The sequence below is a fragment of the Pseudofrankia coriaricola genome, assembly GCF_032027725.1.
In the GTDB taxonomy this organism is placed as follows: Bacteria; Actinomycetota; Actinomycetes; order Frankiales; family Frankiaceae; genus Pseudofrankia.
The window spans coordinates 15,430-30,163 of sequence record NZ_JASNFO010000026.1 but is presented as its reverse complement, the minus strand read 5'-3'; the positions used below and the strand labels follow the sequence as shown (position 1 = coordinate 30,163).

The window sequence follows — 14,734 nt, the reverse complement described above, 5'->3', positions numbered from 1 at the left end:
GTTTCAGGATTATGAGATTGACCCTCAAGGTCGCGGCAGCGTCCCCAACTCGGAGCCGAGATTAACAACCGGCCTGTGCGTCACGTGGTGGCGCCGACGGTGGGAACGCGCCGGGTCGTGATGATCTCGGTGTAGCGCTCGACGGTCGGGACATTGGGAAGGTGCAGTCCGGGGGGCGGTGGCGCGGCGACCTGTTCGATGGTCAGCGGCGCACCAGTGTCAGAGAAGATCACATACTCGATGGCGAGGCTGAGGCTGGACTGGTCAGAGACCACCAGGCCCACCGCACGACCGGGCCGGCCGGCGTGGTCACGGGTCGGCCCGAGGTCGAAGACCCCGGGGATCTGCGCGAGGACCTCGTAGAGCGCGGCGTTCTGTGCCGGGCTCGTCAGGCCAGTACGCAGGGCGTCGAGGACATCGGCCGCGACCGTGAGGTCGACGGGGTAACCGGCCGCTATGGCATAGGCCTTCAGCCTCGCCAGAATCTGCGCGGGGTCGGTGGGAGTCAGGGCCGGATCGGACTCGGGGGGCGCTGGTGGACGGTCGGATCTGCCCTCGAATCGGTCGTCGTCGACGGGGGTCGGACCGCCGATGTCCGCGCCGGCGCGGTCGACCTGCTGGTTGTATCGGTCGGTCCGCACCGTCCCGTCGCTGGCACGCCACTCGTCCGTGATCGTCGTACGAGCGGTGGTCGTTGACTTGTGGCCTGCGATGGCGACATCGAGCCCGTAGCTCTGGCTGCGGGCGTAGAGGACCGGACCCGTCCCAGCCTGCGCGCTCCCCCGCTGCCGGCGGGCCGCATCCGACAACGCCACCACGGCACGATCATGGTCTCCCGCGGTCGCGGTGAGGAGAGGTGTCGGCAGCAGTGGCGTGGCCGTGGCCCGGTCGTGTGTTCGTACGGTCGTGAGCCCCACGAGCGCACCCACGATCACCAGGATCGTGGCCGCCGCCGTCAGGACGTGACGGCGGCGCAGGGCGGCGTCTCGACCAGGTCTCCGCCCAGGCCGGTGGGGCCGGGCGGACGAGTCGGCGAGCAGGAGTGCAAGAAGGTGCTCCCCGCGCCGCTGCTCGATGGCGCTGCGGGGGTCGTCCGCCACCGGGTTGGAGGCGCTCAGGAGCGCGCGCACAACGACGAGATCGTCGCGGTCGTCGCGGTCGGACATCATGACCCTTCCTTCAAAGTGAGCGAGGCTGTGGGTTCGGTGACAGTCGGCGTCGAGGCCGCTTCCGCCAGGGCCGCCTCGAGACGGCGCCGGGCACGGTGCAGACGCACCTTCGCCGTGGAGGTGGACACCACCAGAGCAATCGACAGGCCGCGAAGATCCAGCCCCTCCCAGCCGGCGAGCTGCAGGATCTCCCGGTCATCCGGAGAAAGTCGCTCCAACGCCTGCCAGGCAAGGTCTCTGCGTACCGCCTCGTCCGCGATGTCCTCATCGGTCAGGGCGGTCGGGTCCGTGGCCAGCCCGAACCCGACCATCCGGGTTTCGAGCCGTAGCCGTCGGATCCCCGCGCGGAGCTGGTTACGCACGACATTGCCGGCGATTCCGTACAGCCACGCCCGGGTCTCCTCCGAGGCGGCGGGTCGGCGCTGCCAATGCCGCCAGGCCGCGAGGAAGGTCTCCGAGACGACGTCCCAGGCGGCCTCGTCACTACCAAGGCGTCGCTGCGCGAACCGCAGGACCGCCCCGCGGTGCTCCCGGAACAGCGCCTCGAACGAGGGCATGGCCGAACTGGCAGGCACAGGGACAGTCCTTCCGCGGGGCGTCATCCTGTTCATGTCCAGCACCCCCCACGCGGTTACATCCCACCGTCCATCTCGAACTGGAGTCGTGGACGGCCGGCCACGAGATCGAACAGCTCGCGCTCCACAACGTGCGGGTCGGCGAGCCGGTCGAGGACGGCCTGTTCGCGCTCGACCAGGTAGGGCAAGTCGACGACATGGAACCGGCTTCCGGGACGTTTCGGCCGCTACCAGCTCTGGCTGCTCAGGTGGACTTCACCCTGATCGCCCCCGTCGACGAGGCCTACCTCGGCGTCGTCGAGCACCACGAGAACCTGGTCATGGTCACGGCACACCCCTACAGCGACCGTTCGCCCCGACCGCCTGCTCTGGTATCGGCTCTCCCGCGCCGCGGGACTGCCGGACCCCGCCGGCTGGCAGGCGACCATGCTGGCCGACGGCACACCCGCCCGATGATGGGCCTCCGGCAGGACCCCGATCGAGGTCAGGTCCCGCTCCGCCCCAACCTGGTCGCGCTGCTGCGTCGGCATGCGGATGATCGACGTCCTCCAACGGCGTGTCCGCGCGCGGAATCGGCAAGGCGAGATCTTCTCGCAGGCAGCGCAGCGTGGGGCGAGCCCGTCGGGCCACGATCAGTCGTCCTCGTCGACGCCGCCGACGGCGTCGAGTTCGGCGCGGGTCATCCCTGCCAGCATCGCGATCCGCGACGCGCGGCTACCGTCGAGCTCGCGCAGCAACTCCCGCATCCCGGCCTGCATCTCCTCACGGCGGGCGTCCAGGTAGAACGCGACTGCGGCCTCGACGAGATCCTTCTTGCTCAGGTGCAGGTAGTGCGCGCCACTGGTGATCAGCTTGTCGCCTTCCGGGGAGACCTTGACCGCGACCTGTCGGGGAGTCTGATCGTTCATTCGCCGCGTCTACCTCCTCCCGCTAGGGGGACCTCAGTACCTCCAGTACCTCAAAGGTACCCGTCGGAGCTCATCGAGATCAACTCGCCGGCCGGGGTGGAGGTTGCCATTTGCCGTCGTACCGTGCCGCCACCTCTGCGAGCTCGCCCTGGCCTCGGAACACCGGCTCTCGCAGCCCCCGGCGTCGGCTGAGGTGGCCGGGTGGGCCGAAGAGTGGTTCGGTGGTCATCTCGGCGAGAGGGTGCGCACCTCCCTGGCGCAGGGCCTGATCGTCCGGCAGGAGACTGTCGAGCTGGAGCAGCTGACGGGCCGTTCGCTCTGGGCACTGCTCGACGATCAATCGGGGCCGGCTGCCGACGCTCGGCACGCGTGTTCCGCCTCGATGCGATTTGACGCCTGGCCAGCTCCGTGTCGACGTCCCCAATCGGCACCCGCGCGGCCCCGGGCTGTCTCCCGACAGCGGCCGGTCCGGCCACCACCCGCCGGTCCCCCAACAGCCGCATCGACGCTTCCGCCGGCACAGCCCCAGCCCTCGCGCACGACACCGTGCGCCCTGTCGCCTAACTGGAAACATCGCCACGGCACCCCGCGCCGATGATCGACGCCTCCACCCACGAGAGCTCTGACGATGCCGCCCACGATGACCCAAGGGATGCCGGGAGCGCACAGGCTGAAGGGTTGCCCTCGACTCACCTCATCCTGAGGTACTTAGGTACTCTGGTGTCGGAGGTGAGGCAGCCATGACAACCGTGGGACCGCGCCGTCAGGCGCCGTTGAAGGTCGACCCGGCGACGGATGAGCTGATCTCGCAGGCGGCGCACTTCCTCGGCATGTCAAAGAAGGACCTCGTCGCCGAAGCCGTCCAGATCTACCTGGAGCAGCGCCGCGAGGAGATCCGCCAGGGGATGGTCGCCTCGATGAGGGTCCTCGACGGCTCCCTTTCAGCGAGCGTCGCGGCGCTGACCGGGCTGTCCCCGGAACGGATCGAGCAACTCGGCGGCGCCGGAGACTGGGAGACCTGACCCCCATGCCCGTCCGACCCACCCTGCGCTGCCTCCGCGAGGACCTACGCCTGCCCGTCCCACCGGCCAGCACACCCCTCGACCATGTCGACCATCCCCTCCTGGCCAAGGCGACCGAGCAGTTCGCGGACCCGGACACCCCACACGAGCGGATCCGCGCGATCGACGACGTCATCCTGTTCAAGGTCAAGATCGGCCGGTGGCGTGGCGCGACCTACTCCAACGACACCACCGAGGTCCACGACTGGCTGGTCGCGGCCGGCATCCGCGAGGACGGCTCATCCGACGACTTCTACGCGGCCCTGCACACCCAGGCCCGCGCCGCCCGGCAGCGCTACAACGCCGAATACGACAAACCACTCACCACCGACACCCACACCCACCACCTGCTCCCCGGACCCGACGACGAGGACCGCTACCGCCTCGAAGCCGGCACCCGGCTCGCGCTCCGCCTCGACGCCACCGTCCGCGACCTCACCCGCGGCTCCCTGCGCGATGGTCACGAACACGCCGCCGACCTCGCCGGCTTCCGCCTCGGCATCCTCGTCCGCGCCGACCACGGCCACGAGACCTACATCGCCGTCCGGATCACCGGCTCCGTCCCGGCCAACCTCACCGCGGTGATCCTCGCCCGCGTCCCCGGCTGCGCCCCCGACGGCTGGTTCCCCGAGTACGCCCTCCCCGAACGCCACCTGCTCCCCGCCGAACAGGCCTGGTCCAACCTCATGGACCCCAAAGCAGCCGCGCACCTCCTCGACGACCAGCAGTAGCCAGCGCTCGAACAGACAGCTCGACCGCCGTAGGGACGAACTGCCGCGCTCGCCAGGTCTCCGGGGTGCTGGTCGCCGCTGGGATCCCGCTCGCCGACACCAGCGGTACGGAGCCGTGCGGCGGCGCGTCGATTGACCCAGCTCGCCACGCGCCGATTCAGTATCCGCTCGCGCTGGGCCGGCCCTGTGCACCGTCCACCCCGATATCGGCTCCGTTGACCCAGCTGGCCCGGTCGGACAGCAGGAAGGTGACCACGTCGGCGACCTCGCCGGCGGTCCCGAGCCGCTGCGCCGGAAAGTCCCGCCGCACGAACTCGTCGAAACTCTCCGGGTTCTGCCGGGAATAGCGCTCCCAACCACCCCCAGGAAACAGGATCGAACCCGGGCTGACCGTGTTCACCCGCACGTTGAAGGGCGCCAGCTCCGAGCGAACGCCGACGCGAGATAGACCTCGGCAGCCTTCGCCGCTCCGTACTGCGCCTTGGTGGCGGAGGTCGCCGCGATCCTCGCAGGAACGGCGGCTGAAGCGGTTCGTGCCCGCGAAACAGAAGACCGCTAAGACCGATGCGGAGCGACTGCTACTGGTTTCACCAGAGCTCGGGGAGATCTTGACCGCGATCATCCTCCGGGTCCGGGCGGGCAAGACTGCCCTGCCGCTGGTGGCCGCCTACGACGTGTTCGAGCAGACCTGGAGCCCTCCGATTCGGTCCGGCCGTGGGAAGGACGAGTTCCAACGGCTGATCCACAAAACCGTCCGTACATCCGCTCATGTTTGATATGGCGACTGCCGGCGGAGTGGGTATCTTGGCCGAGGGCGTCCGTCCGCGCCCAACCTCCAGCGACCCGCCCCAGCCGGGTCACCCGAGGAGGCAAAGGGAGGTCTACCTCTCGGCCGGGGATTCGTTGTCGATCGTGCGCCCGCCGCACCGGTCGCTGGGGGATCTGCGACGGGGCGCGGGAGACGAACGATGACCAAGAAGGCCGACTTCAAACAGCGTGTACGCGCCCGAATGGCCAAGACCGGCGAGGCCTACGCGACCGCCCGCAGCCAGGTCCTGGCCGAACGGCCGGGCCTACCGGTGCCCGCCGACCAGGCGATGCTGGCGGCTCTGCACGTGAGCAACGGCGATTCCACGGATCTGCCCGGGACCGGGCTCGCGTCCCGGGTGTTGTACTGGCGCGACTCGCTCCACGAGGGGCCGGTGCCGGCGGTGGGTTCCGAGGAGCTCCGCCAGATCAGAGCCGCCTTTCTGGTCGGGGCGCACGTGGACGACCGCGCGGAGGGTTCCGACATGTTCGCCGGGCGGGACCGGGCCCTGGCGGCCAACCGCGACGGCGAGTACGTACTGTGGTTTGAGGCGGACCTGTACGACCAGCTCCAGATCATCCAGATCCTCGCTCGCCTCGCCGACCTCGGTGTGCCGGCGCAGCGGATCATCCTGATCTGCATCGGTGAACACCCCAGCATCGCCCGCTTCGGCGGTCTCGGCGAGCTGACCGCCGAGCAACTGCGCGAACTACCCGCCACGAACGCGTGCGCCCGGCTGACCCCCGCCGCGCTCCAGCTCGCTACCGATGCGTGGGCCGCCTTCCGGGCGCCGACGCCAGACGGTCTGCCCGCCATCGCCGGCAGTCGCTCAAGTGAGCTGCGGTTCCTGGGGGAGGCGTTCGACCGGCTCAGCAGGGAGTACCCGGCCATCCGCGACGGGTTGTCGCTGACCGAACGGCGGATCCTGGCCGCGGTCGCCGACGGCGCAGCCGCGGCGGGCACGGCGTTCGTCCGCGCCGCCGCGCGAGAAACGCGCCCGTACCTGGGCGACAGCTGGTCCTTCGCGATGATGGACCGGATGGCACACGCCCGGATCCCGCTCATTCACGCCGAGCCGGCGGACCATCCGGTTGACCGCGAAACCAGCCTGCGCCTGACCGACACGGGAGCACGGGTGCTCGCTGGCGCGGCGGACCACGTGACGCTCAACGGCATCAACCGGTGGATTGGTGGGGTACACCTGCGCGGGCACCACGTGCCCTGGCGCTGGAACGACGCGACCGAAACCATCACACACTCCTGACCGAGTCCACTGTGGACAGTTGGACATCGTCCCGTGAGCGCGCTTACGTGACGTGATCGAACGTTCGCATCTGTCGCGAAGTGGTACAGCCAGGCTGCCGCCTTGCGCCGCATTGCAGCAGTCGCCGCGACACGCCCGAGTGTCATGCTCCGCGAAGATTCCAACTGGCACCCTGCGCTACCAAACGCTCTCGAACTGGACGCGAACCTACCTCAAGATTATTTCGGTTAAGCAGGCGTGCTCGTGTTTGCCGGGGGTGCCGTAGGGACGGCCGCAGGTCCCGAGCTCGAGCTTGTGGACCTCCATCTCTCACGCAGCACGCGTAATCCACGCAAATGTCCGCGGCCGGGCGCTCGTCCGGGATCGGCGCCGGCTCGATGCTGGCGGCAGCGCGGCTGGACCATCCCGGCGCGCGATGCCGGCGGGGCGTCGGCGATGCTGTGCGCGTGGAGTACGTGTCCAGAGTGCCGCGACCGCCGCTGGACGGGCTGATCGACGACCTTTACTACCTGGAGGGTGCGCCGCCGTACGCCCGGCTGACGCTGCCGCCCGCGCCGGCGCCGCTACTCATCGTCAACCTCGGGGCGCCGTTCCGCATCCGCGGCGGCACCGACATCGAGACGGCCGAGTACGCCGACGGCTGCGTGGTCACCACGCCCACCCGCGCGTGGGACTTCGGCTACCCACTCTGGACCAAGTCCGTCGGCGCGCACGTCAAGCCGTGGGGGCTGGCGCCGTTCCTGCCGATGCCCGCGGCCGAGCTGTGTGACCGGCCGGTGACGGTAGAGCAGGTTTGGAGCCGGCCCGCCGTTGCCGAGCTGCGAGACCGGCTGGCCACGGCGGACGGACCGCACGAGATGCTGACGCTGCTCGAGGAGGAGCTGACGCGACGGCTGCGTGAGACCGCCGGCCTGGGGCTGGTCCGCCATACGAGCAGCGTCATCGCGGCGACCAGCGGGGCGGTGGCGATCGGCGACCTGAGCGTGGCAGCCGGTGTCAGCAGCACTCATCTGGCACAGCGGTTCAAGGAGCTCATCGGTGTCACGCCGAAACGGCTGGCCCGCTCCCAACGCTTTGCCGCGACCGTGCTTGCGATCGACCCCGCAGAACCGATCGACTGGGGCGACGTCGCCGCTGGCGCAGGCTACTTCGACCAGGCCCACTTCGGCCACGAGTTCCGGGCGTTCACCGGGCTCACTCCAACCCGGTACATCGAAGTACGGCGGCGCTTCCTGCGCGAGCATCCCGGCAGCGTGCTGGACGGCTGGTCGCTGCCGGCCGATTGATTTCTTACAAGAGCGACAGCTCACGACTCGCTAGTTTGGGGGCACCCCGAGCAGAGGAGAGTCCCATGGGCAAGGTGGTCATGTACGCCTCGGTGTCGGTCGACGGCTTCATCGCGGACGAGAATGACCAGCCCGGGCCTCTGTTCGACTGGTTGACCAGCGGCGACGTGCCGTTGGACGACAGCGGCGTCTTGAAGGTGTCGCAGACATCCTACGACCACACTCGGCCGTACTGGGACCAGATCGGGGCGACAATCGCAGGTCGCCACGTCTTCGACATGACGGACGGCTGGGACGGAACGCCGCCGAGCGGGATCGACCACGTCGTCGTCGTGACCCACCGGGGCAGGCCCGAGGGCTGGCATCCCGAGGCGCCGTTCTACTTTGTCGACGGCATTGAGGCTGCCGTGGCCAAGGCGCAGGAGCTTGCGGGTGACCGCGTGGTCGAGGTCGCCGCTGGCGACGTCGGTGGCCAGGTGCTTGCCGCGGGCCTGATCGACGAGGTGCGCATGGACGTCGTACCCGTGGTGTTCGGGTCCGGCAAGCGCTACTTCGGGTCGGTCGATGCGCAGCACCTGTTGGAGGATCCTGACGTGGTGATTCAGGGCAACCGGGTGCTTCACCTGCGTTGTCGGGTGCGCCGTTGACCGATCGGAAAGCCGTCGGCCGTCTGTGTGGATACGTCGCCTGCTCCGCCGCCGGCCGTGCCCGTGGCCACCCATCGCGACGGCTCCGCAGACCATGATCGAGTCTACGCCGAGTCCACAGACACCCGGTCACAGCCGCCTCTAGCCGGCCATGACCGGACACCCAGCGTCACCGACGCCGCTTCGCCCGCCGAGCCTCCCGACGACGAACTAGGCCTCTGAACAGGACAAACGCTCCGCCGATCAGCCCTTCAGTAGCTGCCTCGACATCACTACGCGCTGTATCTGGTTCGTGCCCTCGTAGATCTGGGTGATCTTGGCGTCGCGCATCATGCGCTCGACGGGGAAGTCGCGGGTGTAACCGGCGCCGCCGAACAGCTGGACGGCATCCGTCGTCACCGACATCGCCGTGTCGGAGGCGAAGCACTTCGCGGCGGCGGTGATGAAGCCGAGATTCGGCTCGCCGCGTTCAGCCCGGGCGGCGGCGACATAGACCATGTGCCTCGCCGCCTCGATGCGCATCGCCATGTCGGCGAGCATGAACCCGACGGCCTGGTTGTCGGCGATCGGCCGGCCGAACTGCTTACGGTCCTTGGTGTAGGCGATCGAGGCGTCCAGCGCTCCCTGGGCGATACCGACTGCCTGCGCGCCGATCGTCGGCCGGGTGTGGTCGAGGGTGGCCAGCGCGGTGCGCAGGCCGGTGCCGGGGGCGCCGATGATCCGGTCACCGGGGATCCGGCAGTCCACGAAGTGGATCTCCCGGGTCGGCGAGCCCTTGATTCCGAGCTTGCGCTCTTTGGAGCCGACCTCGAAACCCGGGTCGTCCTTGTGCACGACAAACGCCGAGATCCCGTCGACCTTGCGGGCCGCGTCCGGGTCGGTCACCACCATGACGGTGTACCAGGTGGAGATACCGGCGTTGGTGATCCAGCACTTGGTGCCGCTCAGGACCCAGTCCGACCCGTCCCGGCTGGCCCGGGCCCGCATCGACGCCGTGTCCGAGCCGGCCTCCCGCTCGGACAGGGCGTAGGAGACCATCGCCTCGCCGGCCGCGACCGACGGCAGCACCCGCTTCTTCAGCTCCTCCGACCCGGCGAGCAGGATCGGCATCGTGCCGAGCTTGTTCACCGCCGGGATAAGCGAGCTCGACGCGCAGCCGCGGGCGACCTCCTCGATCACGATGCAGGTCGCGACCGAGTCCGCGCCCTCGCCGCCGTACTCGGCCGGGACGTGCACGGCCGAGAACCCGGCCCGGTTCAGCGCGTCGAGCGCCTCCTGAGGGAAGCGCTCGTGCTCGTCGACGTCCGCCGCGTGCGGAACGATCTCCTTGTCGACGAGGTCACGCACCGCCTCACGCAGCGCGATGTGCTCGTCCGGTAGCCGGTACAGATCGAACCCGGAGTCCACCTTCGGCCTTCTTCCTGCTTCGCTCGTGAAGCCTTCACCCTGCTGCTACCCAGGCCGGCCACGGCGTTCCCCACCGCGGCCGGGTCCCAGCCGCGCGGCGCGTCAGCCGCGGTAGTCGTGGAAACCGCGGCCACTCTTCTTGCCGAGCAGGCCAGCGTCCACCATCCGCGCGAGCAGCGGCGGCGACGAGTACAGCGGCTCCTTGAACTCGTCGTACATCGACTCGGCGACAGCCTTGACGGTGTCCAGGCCGATCAGGTCAGACAGCCGCAGCGGGCCCATCGGGTGGCTACAGCCGAGCACCATGCCGTTGTCGATGTCGTCGGCCGAGGCGAAGCCGGACTCGAACATCCGGATCGCCGACAGCAGGTACGGGATGAGCAGCGCGTTCACGACGAAGCCGGCGCGGTCCTGCGACGAGATCACCTGCTTGCCGAGCGGGCCCGTGACGAAGGCCCGCGCGCTGTCCTTGGTGGCGTCGGCGGTCAGCAGCGACGGGACCAGCTCGACGAGTGGCATCACCGGCACCGGATTGAAGAAGTGGATCCCGATGACCCGCTCCGGCCGGCTCGTCGCCATGCCCAGCTTCATGATCGGGATAGACGACGTGTTCGACGCGAAGATCGCCTCGGGGGCCGCGATGACCTTGTCGAGAGTCGAGAAGATCTCGGTCTTGAGCTGCTCGTTCTCGGCGATCGCCTCGATGACCAGCTGCCGGTCACCGAAGTCGCCCAGGTCGGTCGTGAAGGCCACCCGCCCCCAGGTCGCGTCCCGGTCCTCGGCGGACAGCTTCCCCCGCTTGACCGCCCGGTCCAGCGACGCGGTGACCCGCGCCCGCCCGGCCTCCACCGCACCGGCGTCGATCTCGCGTACCAGCACGTCCACGCCGGCCCGCGCGGCGATCTCGACGATGCCGGACCCCATCAGGCCACAGCCGACGACACCCAAACGTTCGACCGCCGACAGCTCGACCCGCTCGCCGTCCACCAGGAGTCCTCCTCCGCTCGCGCGCCCTGTCCGGGTTCCCTCGTTCATGCCGACCTCGGCCCGGCCGTCCATTTTCCTTTTTAGGAAGGCCGACTTTCGGACGTCCAGCTAAATGGGCCGAACGTCACCCCCGGATGACCATCCGACGCCACCCGCCTGGCCCGAAACCCCCGGAGACGTGGCATCCAACCCACCCTAGCCCCGGCCGACAGGACCGTCAGCCGCGTGCGCGAGCACCCGAGACTCCCCGCTCCGCGCCGCCGCCACGCCCGTCTCCGGCTCCGTCTCCGAGGCCGGAACCAGAGCTGGAGCCGATGCCGGGTGTTCCAGCGCCCACGCGCAGATCGCGGCCAAAGGATCACGCAGAGTCAGACCGAGGTCGGTGAGGGCGTACTCGACGTGCTGGGGCGCGGCCTGGCGGACCACGGTGCGCGCGACCAGCCCGTCCGACTCCATCCCGCGCAGCGTCTCGGTCAGCACCTTCTGGGTGATGCCCGGCAGCCGGCGGCGTAGCTCGGCGTGCCGCTGCGGCCCGGCGAGCAATGCGTAGACAACCAGCACCCGCCACTTCGCCGCGAGCCGTTCCAGCGCCTGCCGGGTCGCGCAGGACTCCTCCAGCACGTCCGGGATCACGAGGGCCATTGCCGCTCCTCCGCCTTGGGTCCGGGGCTCAACGGTCCCCAGCATCTCGCGGTCACCACCCTGGGAAAAGGCGGCGTGGGCGGGCGTCGACGTCCGACTGCTCCTGGTCCCACCCGCGCCGGCCCATGGGCACCTGAAAGTTCCGTCTGGTCCGTGCGCCCCGGTGCGTCCTACGGTGACGGCGCGGCGGCTCCCGTCCGCCGATTCCCTGCTATTCGTGCCGATTCCTTCGGCCGCGCAGACGAGGACGCCGATGAGTTCCACCCCGAGCGTGCAGACCACCGACACCGCCCGCGTCGACGTCGAGCGGGTCGAGTTCGCCGCCGAGGGCGTGCCCCTCGTCGGCGAGCTCCGCCTCCCCGCTGACGACGCCGACCCCGCCGGCGCCCGCGCCATCGGCGTCGTGCTGACCGGTCCGTTCACCGGGGTGAAGGAGCAGGTCGTCGGCCGGTACGCCGAGCGGCTCGCCGCCGCCGGTTTCGCGACGCTCGCGTTCGATCACCGGGGATTCGGCGAGAGCGGCGGGCGCCGTGGCCACGAGGACAGCCAGGGCAAGCTCGCCGACCTGCGGGCCGCCGTGGACCTCCTCGCCGCCCGCCCCGAGGTAGACGCGGAGCGGCTGGCGGTGGTCGGGGTGTGCCTGGGCGGCGGCTATGCCGTCCGCGCGGCGGCGACCGATCCGCGGCTGCGGGCCGTGGCCGGGATCGCCGGCGCCTACAACAGCCCGGCGTGGTTTGCCGAGCGCATGGGGCTGCCCGTCTACCGGTCGGCGCTCACGTCGTTCCTGGCCGGCTATGACGAGCCGATCCCGGCGGTCGCACCAGATGGCGGCGAGGCGGCGATGGGTGGCCCGGAGCCGTACGCCTACTACGGAACCGCGCGCTCGACGTCACCGCACTGGCGCAACGAGGTCACCCGCGGCTCGCTGCACTCGCTGATGACGCTGGACGCTCTCAGCGCGGCCCCGCTGCTGGCCGGCGTGCCGCTGCTCATCGTGCACGGGCGGGTCGACGACTACTGCTCCCCCGAGCTCGCCGCCGAGATGCACAGGCGAACCACCGCCGCCGGCCCCGCCGGCCCCGCCGGCACCGCCGGCACCCCGGGCACCGCCGAGATCGTCTGGCTCGACACGACGTCGCACATCGACCTCTACGACGCGGAGCCCTACGTCAGCGAGGCGGCCGCGGCCACCATCACCTTCCTACGCCGCTCCTGCTGAGCGGGTCAGGACGCGGGCTTGACGGGGATGGAGGTGAGAGTCGCGAAGCCGACGTTGAAGGCGGCGACCTCGTCGGCCGGGGTCTCGGTCGACGAGCAGTCCTGGCCGTTCGTGAGGGCCTTGGACATGTCCGTCAACGTCGGCTCGGTGGGCAGCTCGCGCTCGCCGCGGATCTTGGCGGTGCCGCAGTTCGGGATGTTCAGGTTCGGGATGCTGGCCAGCGCCGTGCCGGAGCCGGTGCCGGTGAACTCGCCGCGGTGCTTCGTCACCCAGGCGACGACGAGGTCGGCGCCCTGTGTGAAGTCGTAGGTCGACCCGAGGCCCATGCTCGTGGCGATCGACGGGATCCCGCGGGTGGCGGCGGCCCGGGCGGCGCCGACGGTGCCGGACAGGTCGACGACCGGGCCCAGGTTCTGGCCCTGGTTGATGCCGGACACGACCAGGTTCGGCTTCACCCCGAGGGTGTCGAGGGCGACGTTGACGCTGTCCGCCGGGAAGCCGTCGACGGCGGTCGCGGCGGTGCCGCTCGCCGTGGTCGCGTCGTGGTGGGCCGGTGGCTGCGGCGACGTCTTGCCGCCCGTCCCGCTCTGGTTGGTGGTAGGCGCGACGACCTGCACCGTCACCGCGGGCAGGGCGGCGAGGGCCTTGGCGACCGCGTCGATGCCGGGGCCGCCGACACCGTCGTCGTTGGTCACCAGGATGGTCAGCGGCGCGGGCGCTGGCGCGGCGCTGGTCGCCGCCACGGGGGCGCTCGTCGTCGCGGCCGGCGCGCCGTCGTCGTCGCCTCCGCCGCAGGCCGCGGCGCCGACGAACAGCACGCCCGCCGCCCCGGCCGCCAACGCCATGCGCGCCGGAGCCCGCCACACACCGACCATCGTCGCATCCTCCTCACCTGGGGTCCGGCGGCGCTGTCACCGGCCGGACGCACCGTCACCGCCCGGCCCGAGATGCCATAGCTCGAAGCGCCGTACGCGGAGCAGCGGGCGCCATTGTCGCCACCCCGCGGCATCAGTGGACAGGGGGGACAAAGATGTCACCTTCCGCTCGTCCACTGTTCAGGCCGGTTCCCGCCGCCTGTGACACGAGGCAGCGGCGTGGGCCTACAGGTGCAGGAGGAACGACCAGCCGGCGCAGGTGAGGATCGAGACGGGGACGCCGACGCCGACGAGCATGCTCGGCAGCGGCGTCGCCAGGTCGTGCCGGGAGGCCATCAGGGCGCCGGCGACCATCGGCGGCATGGTCGCCTCGAACAGCGCGACCTGCAGCGCCCGGTCACCCAGCGCGCCGAACAGCGCGTAACCGGCGATCACGAGCGCCGGCGCGACCAGCAGCTTCACCGTGAGGCCGATGACCAGCTCGCGCCACCACCGCCGGGCCGCGCTCACCTCCACCTGCAGACCGATCGCGAACAGCGCCAGCGGGGTGAGCGTGTCGCCCAGCCGGGTGAGCACCTCGGTCAGCCAGCCCGGGTAGCCGACGGGCCGCAGCGCGAGCCCGGCGACCAGAGCGAGCAGCGGTGGCGCGATCAGGATCCGGCGGGCGATCTCACGCGGCGCCACCCGGGTCCTGTCGGACGCCGCGATCGCCACCAGCGTGGTCACGGCGGTGCTGAGCAGGACGAACGAGCCGAGCTGGTCGACGATGACGGCGATCGGCACGTCGCCAGCGCCGAAGAACGCGGTCACCATCGGGATGCCGACGAAGGACGTGTTCGCCACGGCCGTCGTGGCGACGAGCGCGTAGACCGCCTCCCGGCCGAGCCGCAACGGCCGGGCGATGACCAGGTAGAGGCCGACCGTGACGGCGAACAGCAGGTAGGGCATCGCGACGACGGCGACGATGCTGCCGGGGAAGCGGACCTCGTGCATCACCCGCAGCGCGAGCGCGGGGAGCGCGATGTTGAGCACCCAGAACGTGACCGCGTGCTGCGTGTCCGCGCCGGCCTTACCGGTGCGCCGGAAGGCGACCCCCGCCGCCAGGCCCACCAGCAGGACGACAAGGGCGGACACGGACGACCATGCTCCCGACGC

Annotated in this window: 17 protein-coding genes; 6 read left to right on the top strand and 11 right to left on the bottom strand. The window is 70.3% G+C overall.

What is annotated here, in order from left to right; all coding sequences use genetic code 11:
* Window positions 1-80: 80 nt before the first annotated feature.
* The 5 genes from QOZ89_RS14760 to QOZ89_RS14740 all read right to left on the bottom strand — a co-directional run bounded on the left by QOZ89_RS14760 (window position 81) and on the right by QOZ89_RS14740 (window position 2,652).
* Window positions 81-1,169, bottom strand: a complete 1,089-nt coding sequence (locus tag QOZ89_RS14760) for a CU044_5270 family protein (protein WP_312624043.1) — start codon at window positions 1,167-1,169, stop codon at window positions 81-83.
* Window positions 1,166-1,744, bottom strand: a complete 579-nt coding sequence (locus tag QOZ89_RS14755) for an RNA polymerase sigma factor (RefSeq protein WP_312624042.1) — start codon at window positions 1,742-1,744, stop codon at window positions 1,166-1,168. The genes QOZ89_RS14760 and QOZ89_RS14755 overlap by 4 nt, the downstream gene beginning before the upstream one ends.
* Window positions 1,745-1,800: 56 nt before the next feature.
* Window positions 1,801-1,932 (bottom strand): hypothetical protein, encoded by a 132-nt coding sequence (locus QOZ89_RS14750; RefSeq protein WP_312624041.1) that lies wholly within the window; start codon window positions 1,930-1,932, stop codon window positions 1,801-1,803.
* 39 nt (window positions 1,933-1,971) lie between these two features.
* Window positions 1,972-2,274 (bottom strand): hypothetical protein, encoded by a 303-nt coding sequence (locus QOZ89_RS14745; protein WP_312624040.1) that lies wholly within the window; start codon window positions 2,272-2,274, stop codon window positions 1,972-1,974.
* A 102-nt stretch (window positions 2,275-2,376) separates the two neighbouring features.
* Window positions 2,377-2,652 carry a hypothetical protein gene (locus tag QOZ89_RS14740; RefSeq protein ID WP_312624039.1) on the bottom strand — a complete coding sequence of 92 codons (276 nt, stop codon included), beginning with the start codon at window positions 2,650-2,652 and terminating at the stop codon, window positions 2,377-2,379.
* A 740-nt stretch (window positions 2,653-3,392) separates the two neighbouring features.
* Here QOZ89_RS14740 and QOZ89_RS14735 point away from each other — a divergent pair.
* Window positions 3,393-3,674: a hypothetical protein gene (locus tag QOZ89_RS14735; protein ID WP_071053771.1), complete on the top strand. Its 282-nt coding sequence runs from the start codon at window positions 3,393-3,395 to the stop codon at window positions 3,672-3,674.
* A 5-nt stretch (window positions 3,675-3,679) separates the two neighbouring features.
* The gene (locus tag QOZ89_RS14730; protein WP_312624038.1) at window positions 3,680-4,444 is read left to right on the top strand and encodes a hypothetical protein; all 765 of its coding nucleotides are present in this window, start codon (window positions 3,680-3,682) and stop codon (window positions 4,442-4,444) included.
* 157 nt (window positions 4,445-4,601) lie between these two features.
* Here QOZ89_RS14730 and QOZ89_RS14725 read toward each other — a convergent pair whose 3' ends face one another.
* Window positions 4,602-5,066: an SDR family oxidoreductase gene (locus tag QOZ89_RS14725; protein WP_312624037.1), complete on the bottom strand. Its 465-nt coding sequence runs from the start codon at window positions 5,064-5,066 to the stop codon at window positions 4,602-4,604.
* Between the two features lie 346 nt (window positions 5,067-5,412).
* On the opposite strand from QOZ89_RS14725, the gene QOZ89_RS14720 reads away from it, so the two are divergent.
* The 3 genes from QOZ89_RS14720 (at window position 5,413) to QOZ89_RS14710 (ending at window position 8,449) form a co-directional block, all read left to right on the top strand.
* Window positions 5,413-6,516, top strand: coding sequence for a hypothetical protein (locus QOZ89_RS14720; protein ID WP_312624036.1), 1,104 nt, complete (start codon window positions 5,413-5,415; stop codon window positions 6,514-6,516).
* A gap of 464 nt (window positions 6,517-6,980) precedes the next feature.
* Entirely contained in the window at window positions 6,981-7,802 is an 822-nt protein-coding gene (locus QOZ89_RS14715; protein ID WP_312624035.1) for a helix-turn-helix domain-containing protein, read from the top strand.
* A gap of 65 nt (window positions 7,803-7,867) precedes the next feature.
* Complete coding sequence (locus QOZ89_RS14710; protein WP_312624034.1) at window positions 7,868-8,449, top strand: dihydrofolate reductase family protein; 582 nt, start codon at window positions 7,868-7,870, stop codon at window positions 8,447-8,449.
* A 243-nt stretch (window positions 8,450-8,692) separates the two neighbouring features.
* Here QOZ89_RS14710 and QOZ89_RS14705 read toward each other — a convergent pair whose 3' ends face one another.
* The 3 genes from QOZ89_RS14705 to QOZ89_RS14695 all read right to left on the bottom strand — a co-directional run bounded on the left by QOZ89_RS14705 (window position 8,693) and on the right by QOZ89_RS14695 (window position 11,485).
* Window positions 8,693-9,856 (bottom strand): acyl-CoA dehydrogenase family protein, encoded by a 1,164-nt coding sequence (locus QOZ89_RS14705; protein ID WP_312624033.1) that lies wholly within the window; start codon window positions 9,854-9,856, stop codon window positions 8,693-8,695.
* Window positions 9,857-9,958: 102 nt separating this feature from the next.
* Window positions 9,959-10,780: a 3-hydroxybutyryl-CoA dehydrogenase gene (locus QOZ89_RS14700; RefSeq protein WP_241842379.1), complete on the bottom strand. Its 822-nt coding sequence runs from the start codon at window positions 10,778-10,780 to the stop codon at window positions 9,959-9,961.
* A gap of 258 nt (window positions 10,781-11,038) precedes the next feature.
* Entirely contained in the window at window positions 11,039-11,485 is a 447-nt protein-coding gene (locus tag QOZ89_RS14695; protein WP_071053756.1) for a winged helix-turn-helix transcriptional regulator, read from the bottom strand.
* Between the two features lie 253 nt (window positions 11,486-11,738).
* On the opposite strand from QOZ89_RS14695, the gene QOZ89_RS14690 reads away from it, so the two are divergent.
* Window positions 11,739-12,704 carry an alpha/beta hydrolase gene (locus QOZ89_RS14690; protein WP_312624032.1) on the top strand — a complete coding sequence of 322 codons (966 nt, stop codon included), beginning with the start codon at window positions 11,739-11,741 and terminating at the stop codon, window positions 12,702-12,704.
* Window positions 12,705-12,709: 5 nt separating this feature from the next.
* On the opposite strand, the gene QOZ89_RS14685 is transcribed toward QOZ89_RS14690, so the two are convergent.
* Window positions 12,710-13,579: a 5'/3'-nucleotidase SurE gene (locus QOZ89_RS14685; RefSeq protein ID WP_083419969.1), complete on the bottom strand. Its 870-nt coding sequence runs from the start codon at window positions 13,577-13,579 to the stop codon at window positions 12,710-12,712.
* A gap of 225 nt (window positions 13,580-13,804) precedes the next feature.
* A complete protein-coding gene (locus QOZ89_RS14680) occupies window positions 13,805-14,713 on the bottom strand; it encodes an AEC family transporter (RefSeq protein ID WP_071053754.1) in 909 nt (302 codons plus the stop codon).
* Between the last annotated feature and the right edge of the window lie 21 nt (window positions 14,714-14,734).

Coding starts and splice junctions, on each gene's coding strand:
- QOZ89_RS14760 (WP_312624043.1), bottom strand. CDS start 1,169: ATGATGTCCGACCGCGACGACCGCGACGATCTCGTCGTTGTGCGCGCG.
- QOZ89_RS14745 (WP_312624040.1), bottom strand. CDS start 2,274: ATGCCGACGCAGCAGCGCGACCAGGTTGGGGCGGAGCGGGACCTGACC.
- QOZ89_RS14740 (WP_312624039.1), bottom strand. CDS start 2,652: ATGAACGATCAGACTCCCCGACAGGTCGCGGTCAAGGTCTCCCCGGAA.
- QOZ89_RS14735 (WP_071053771.1), top strand. CDS start 3,393: ATGACAACCGTGGGACCGCGCCGTCAGGCGCCGTTGAAGGTCGACCCG.
- QOZ89_RS14730 (WP_312624038.1), top strand. CDS start 3,680: ATGCCCGTCCGACCCACCCTGCGCTGCCTCCGCGAGGACCTACGCCTG.
- QOZ89_RS14725 (WP_312624037.1), bottom strand. CDS start 5,066: ATGATCGCGGTCAAGATCTCCCCGAGCTCTGGTGAAACCAGTAGCAGT.
- QOZ89_RS14720 (WP_312624036.1), top strand. CDS start 5,413: ATGACCAAGAAGGCCGACTTCAAACAGCGTGTACGCGCCCGAATGGCC.
- QOZ89_RS14710 (WP_312624034.1), top strand. CDS start 7,868: ATGGGCAAGGTGGTCATGTACGCCTCGGTGTCGGTCGACGGCTTCATC.
- QOZ89_RS14700 (WP_241842379.1), bottom strand. CDS start 10,780: ATGGGGTCCGGCATCGTCGAGATCGCCGCGCGGGCCGGCGTGGACGTG.
- QOZ89_RS14695 (WP_071053756.1), bottom strand. CDS start 11,485: ATGGCCCTCGTGATCCCGGACGTGCTGGAGGAGTCCTGCGCGACCCGG.
- QOZ89_RS14690 (WP_312624032.1), top strand. CDS start 11,739: ATGAGTTCCACCCCGAGCGTGCAGACCACCGACACCGCCCGCGTCGAC.
- QOZ89_RS14685 (WP_083419969.1), bottom strand. CDS start 13,579: ATGGTCGGTGTGTGGCGGGCTCCGGCGCGCATGGCGTTGGCGGCCGGG.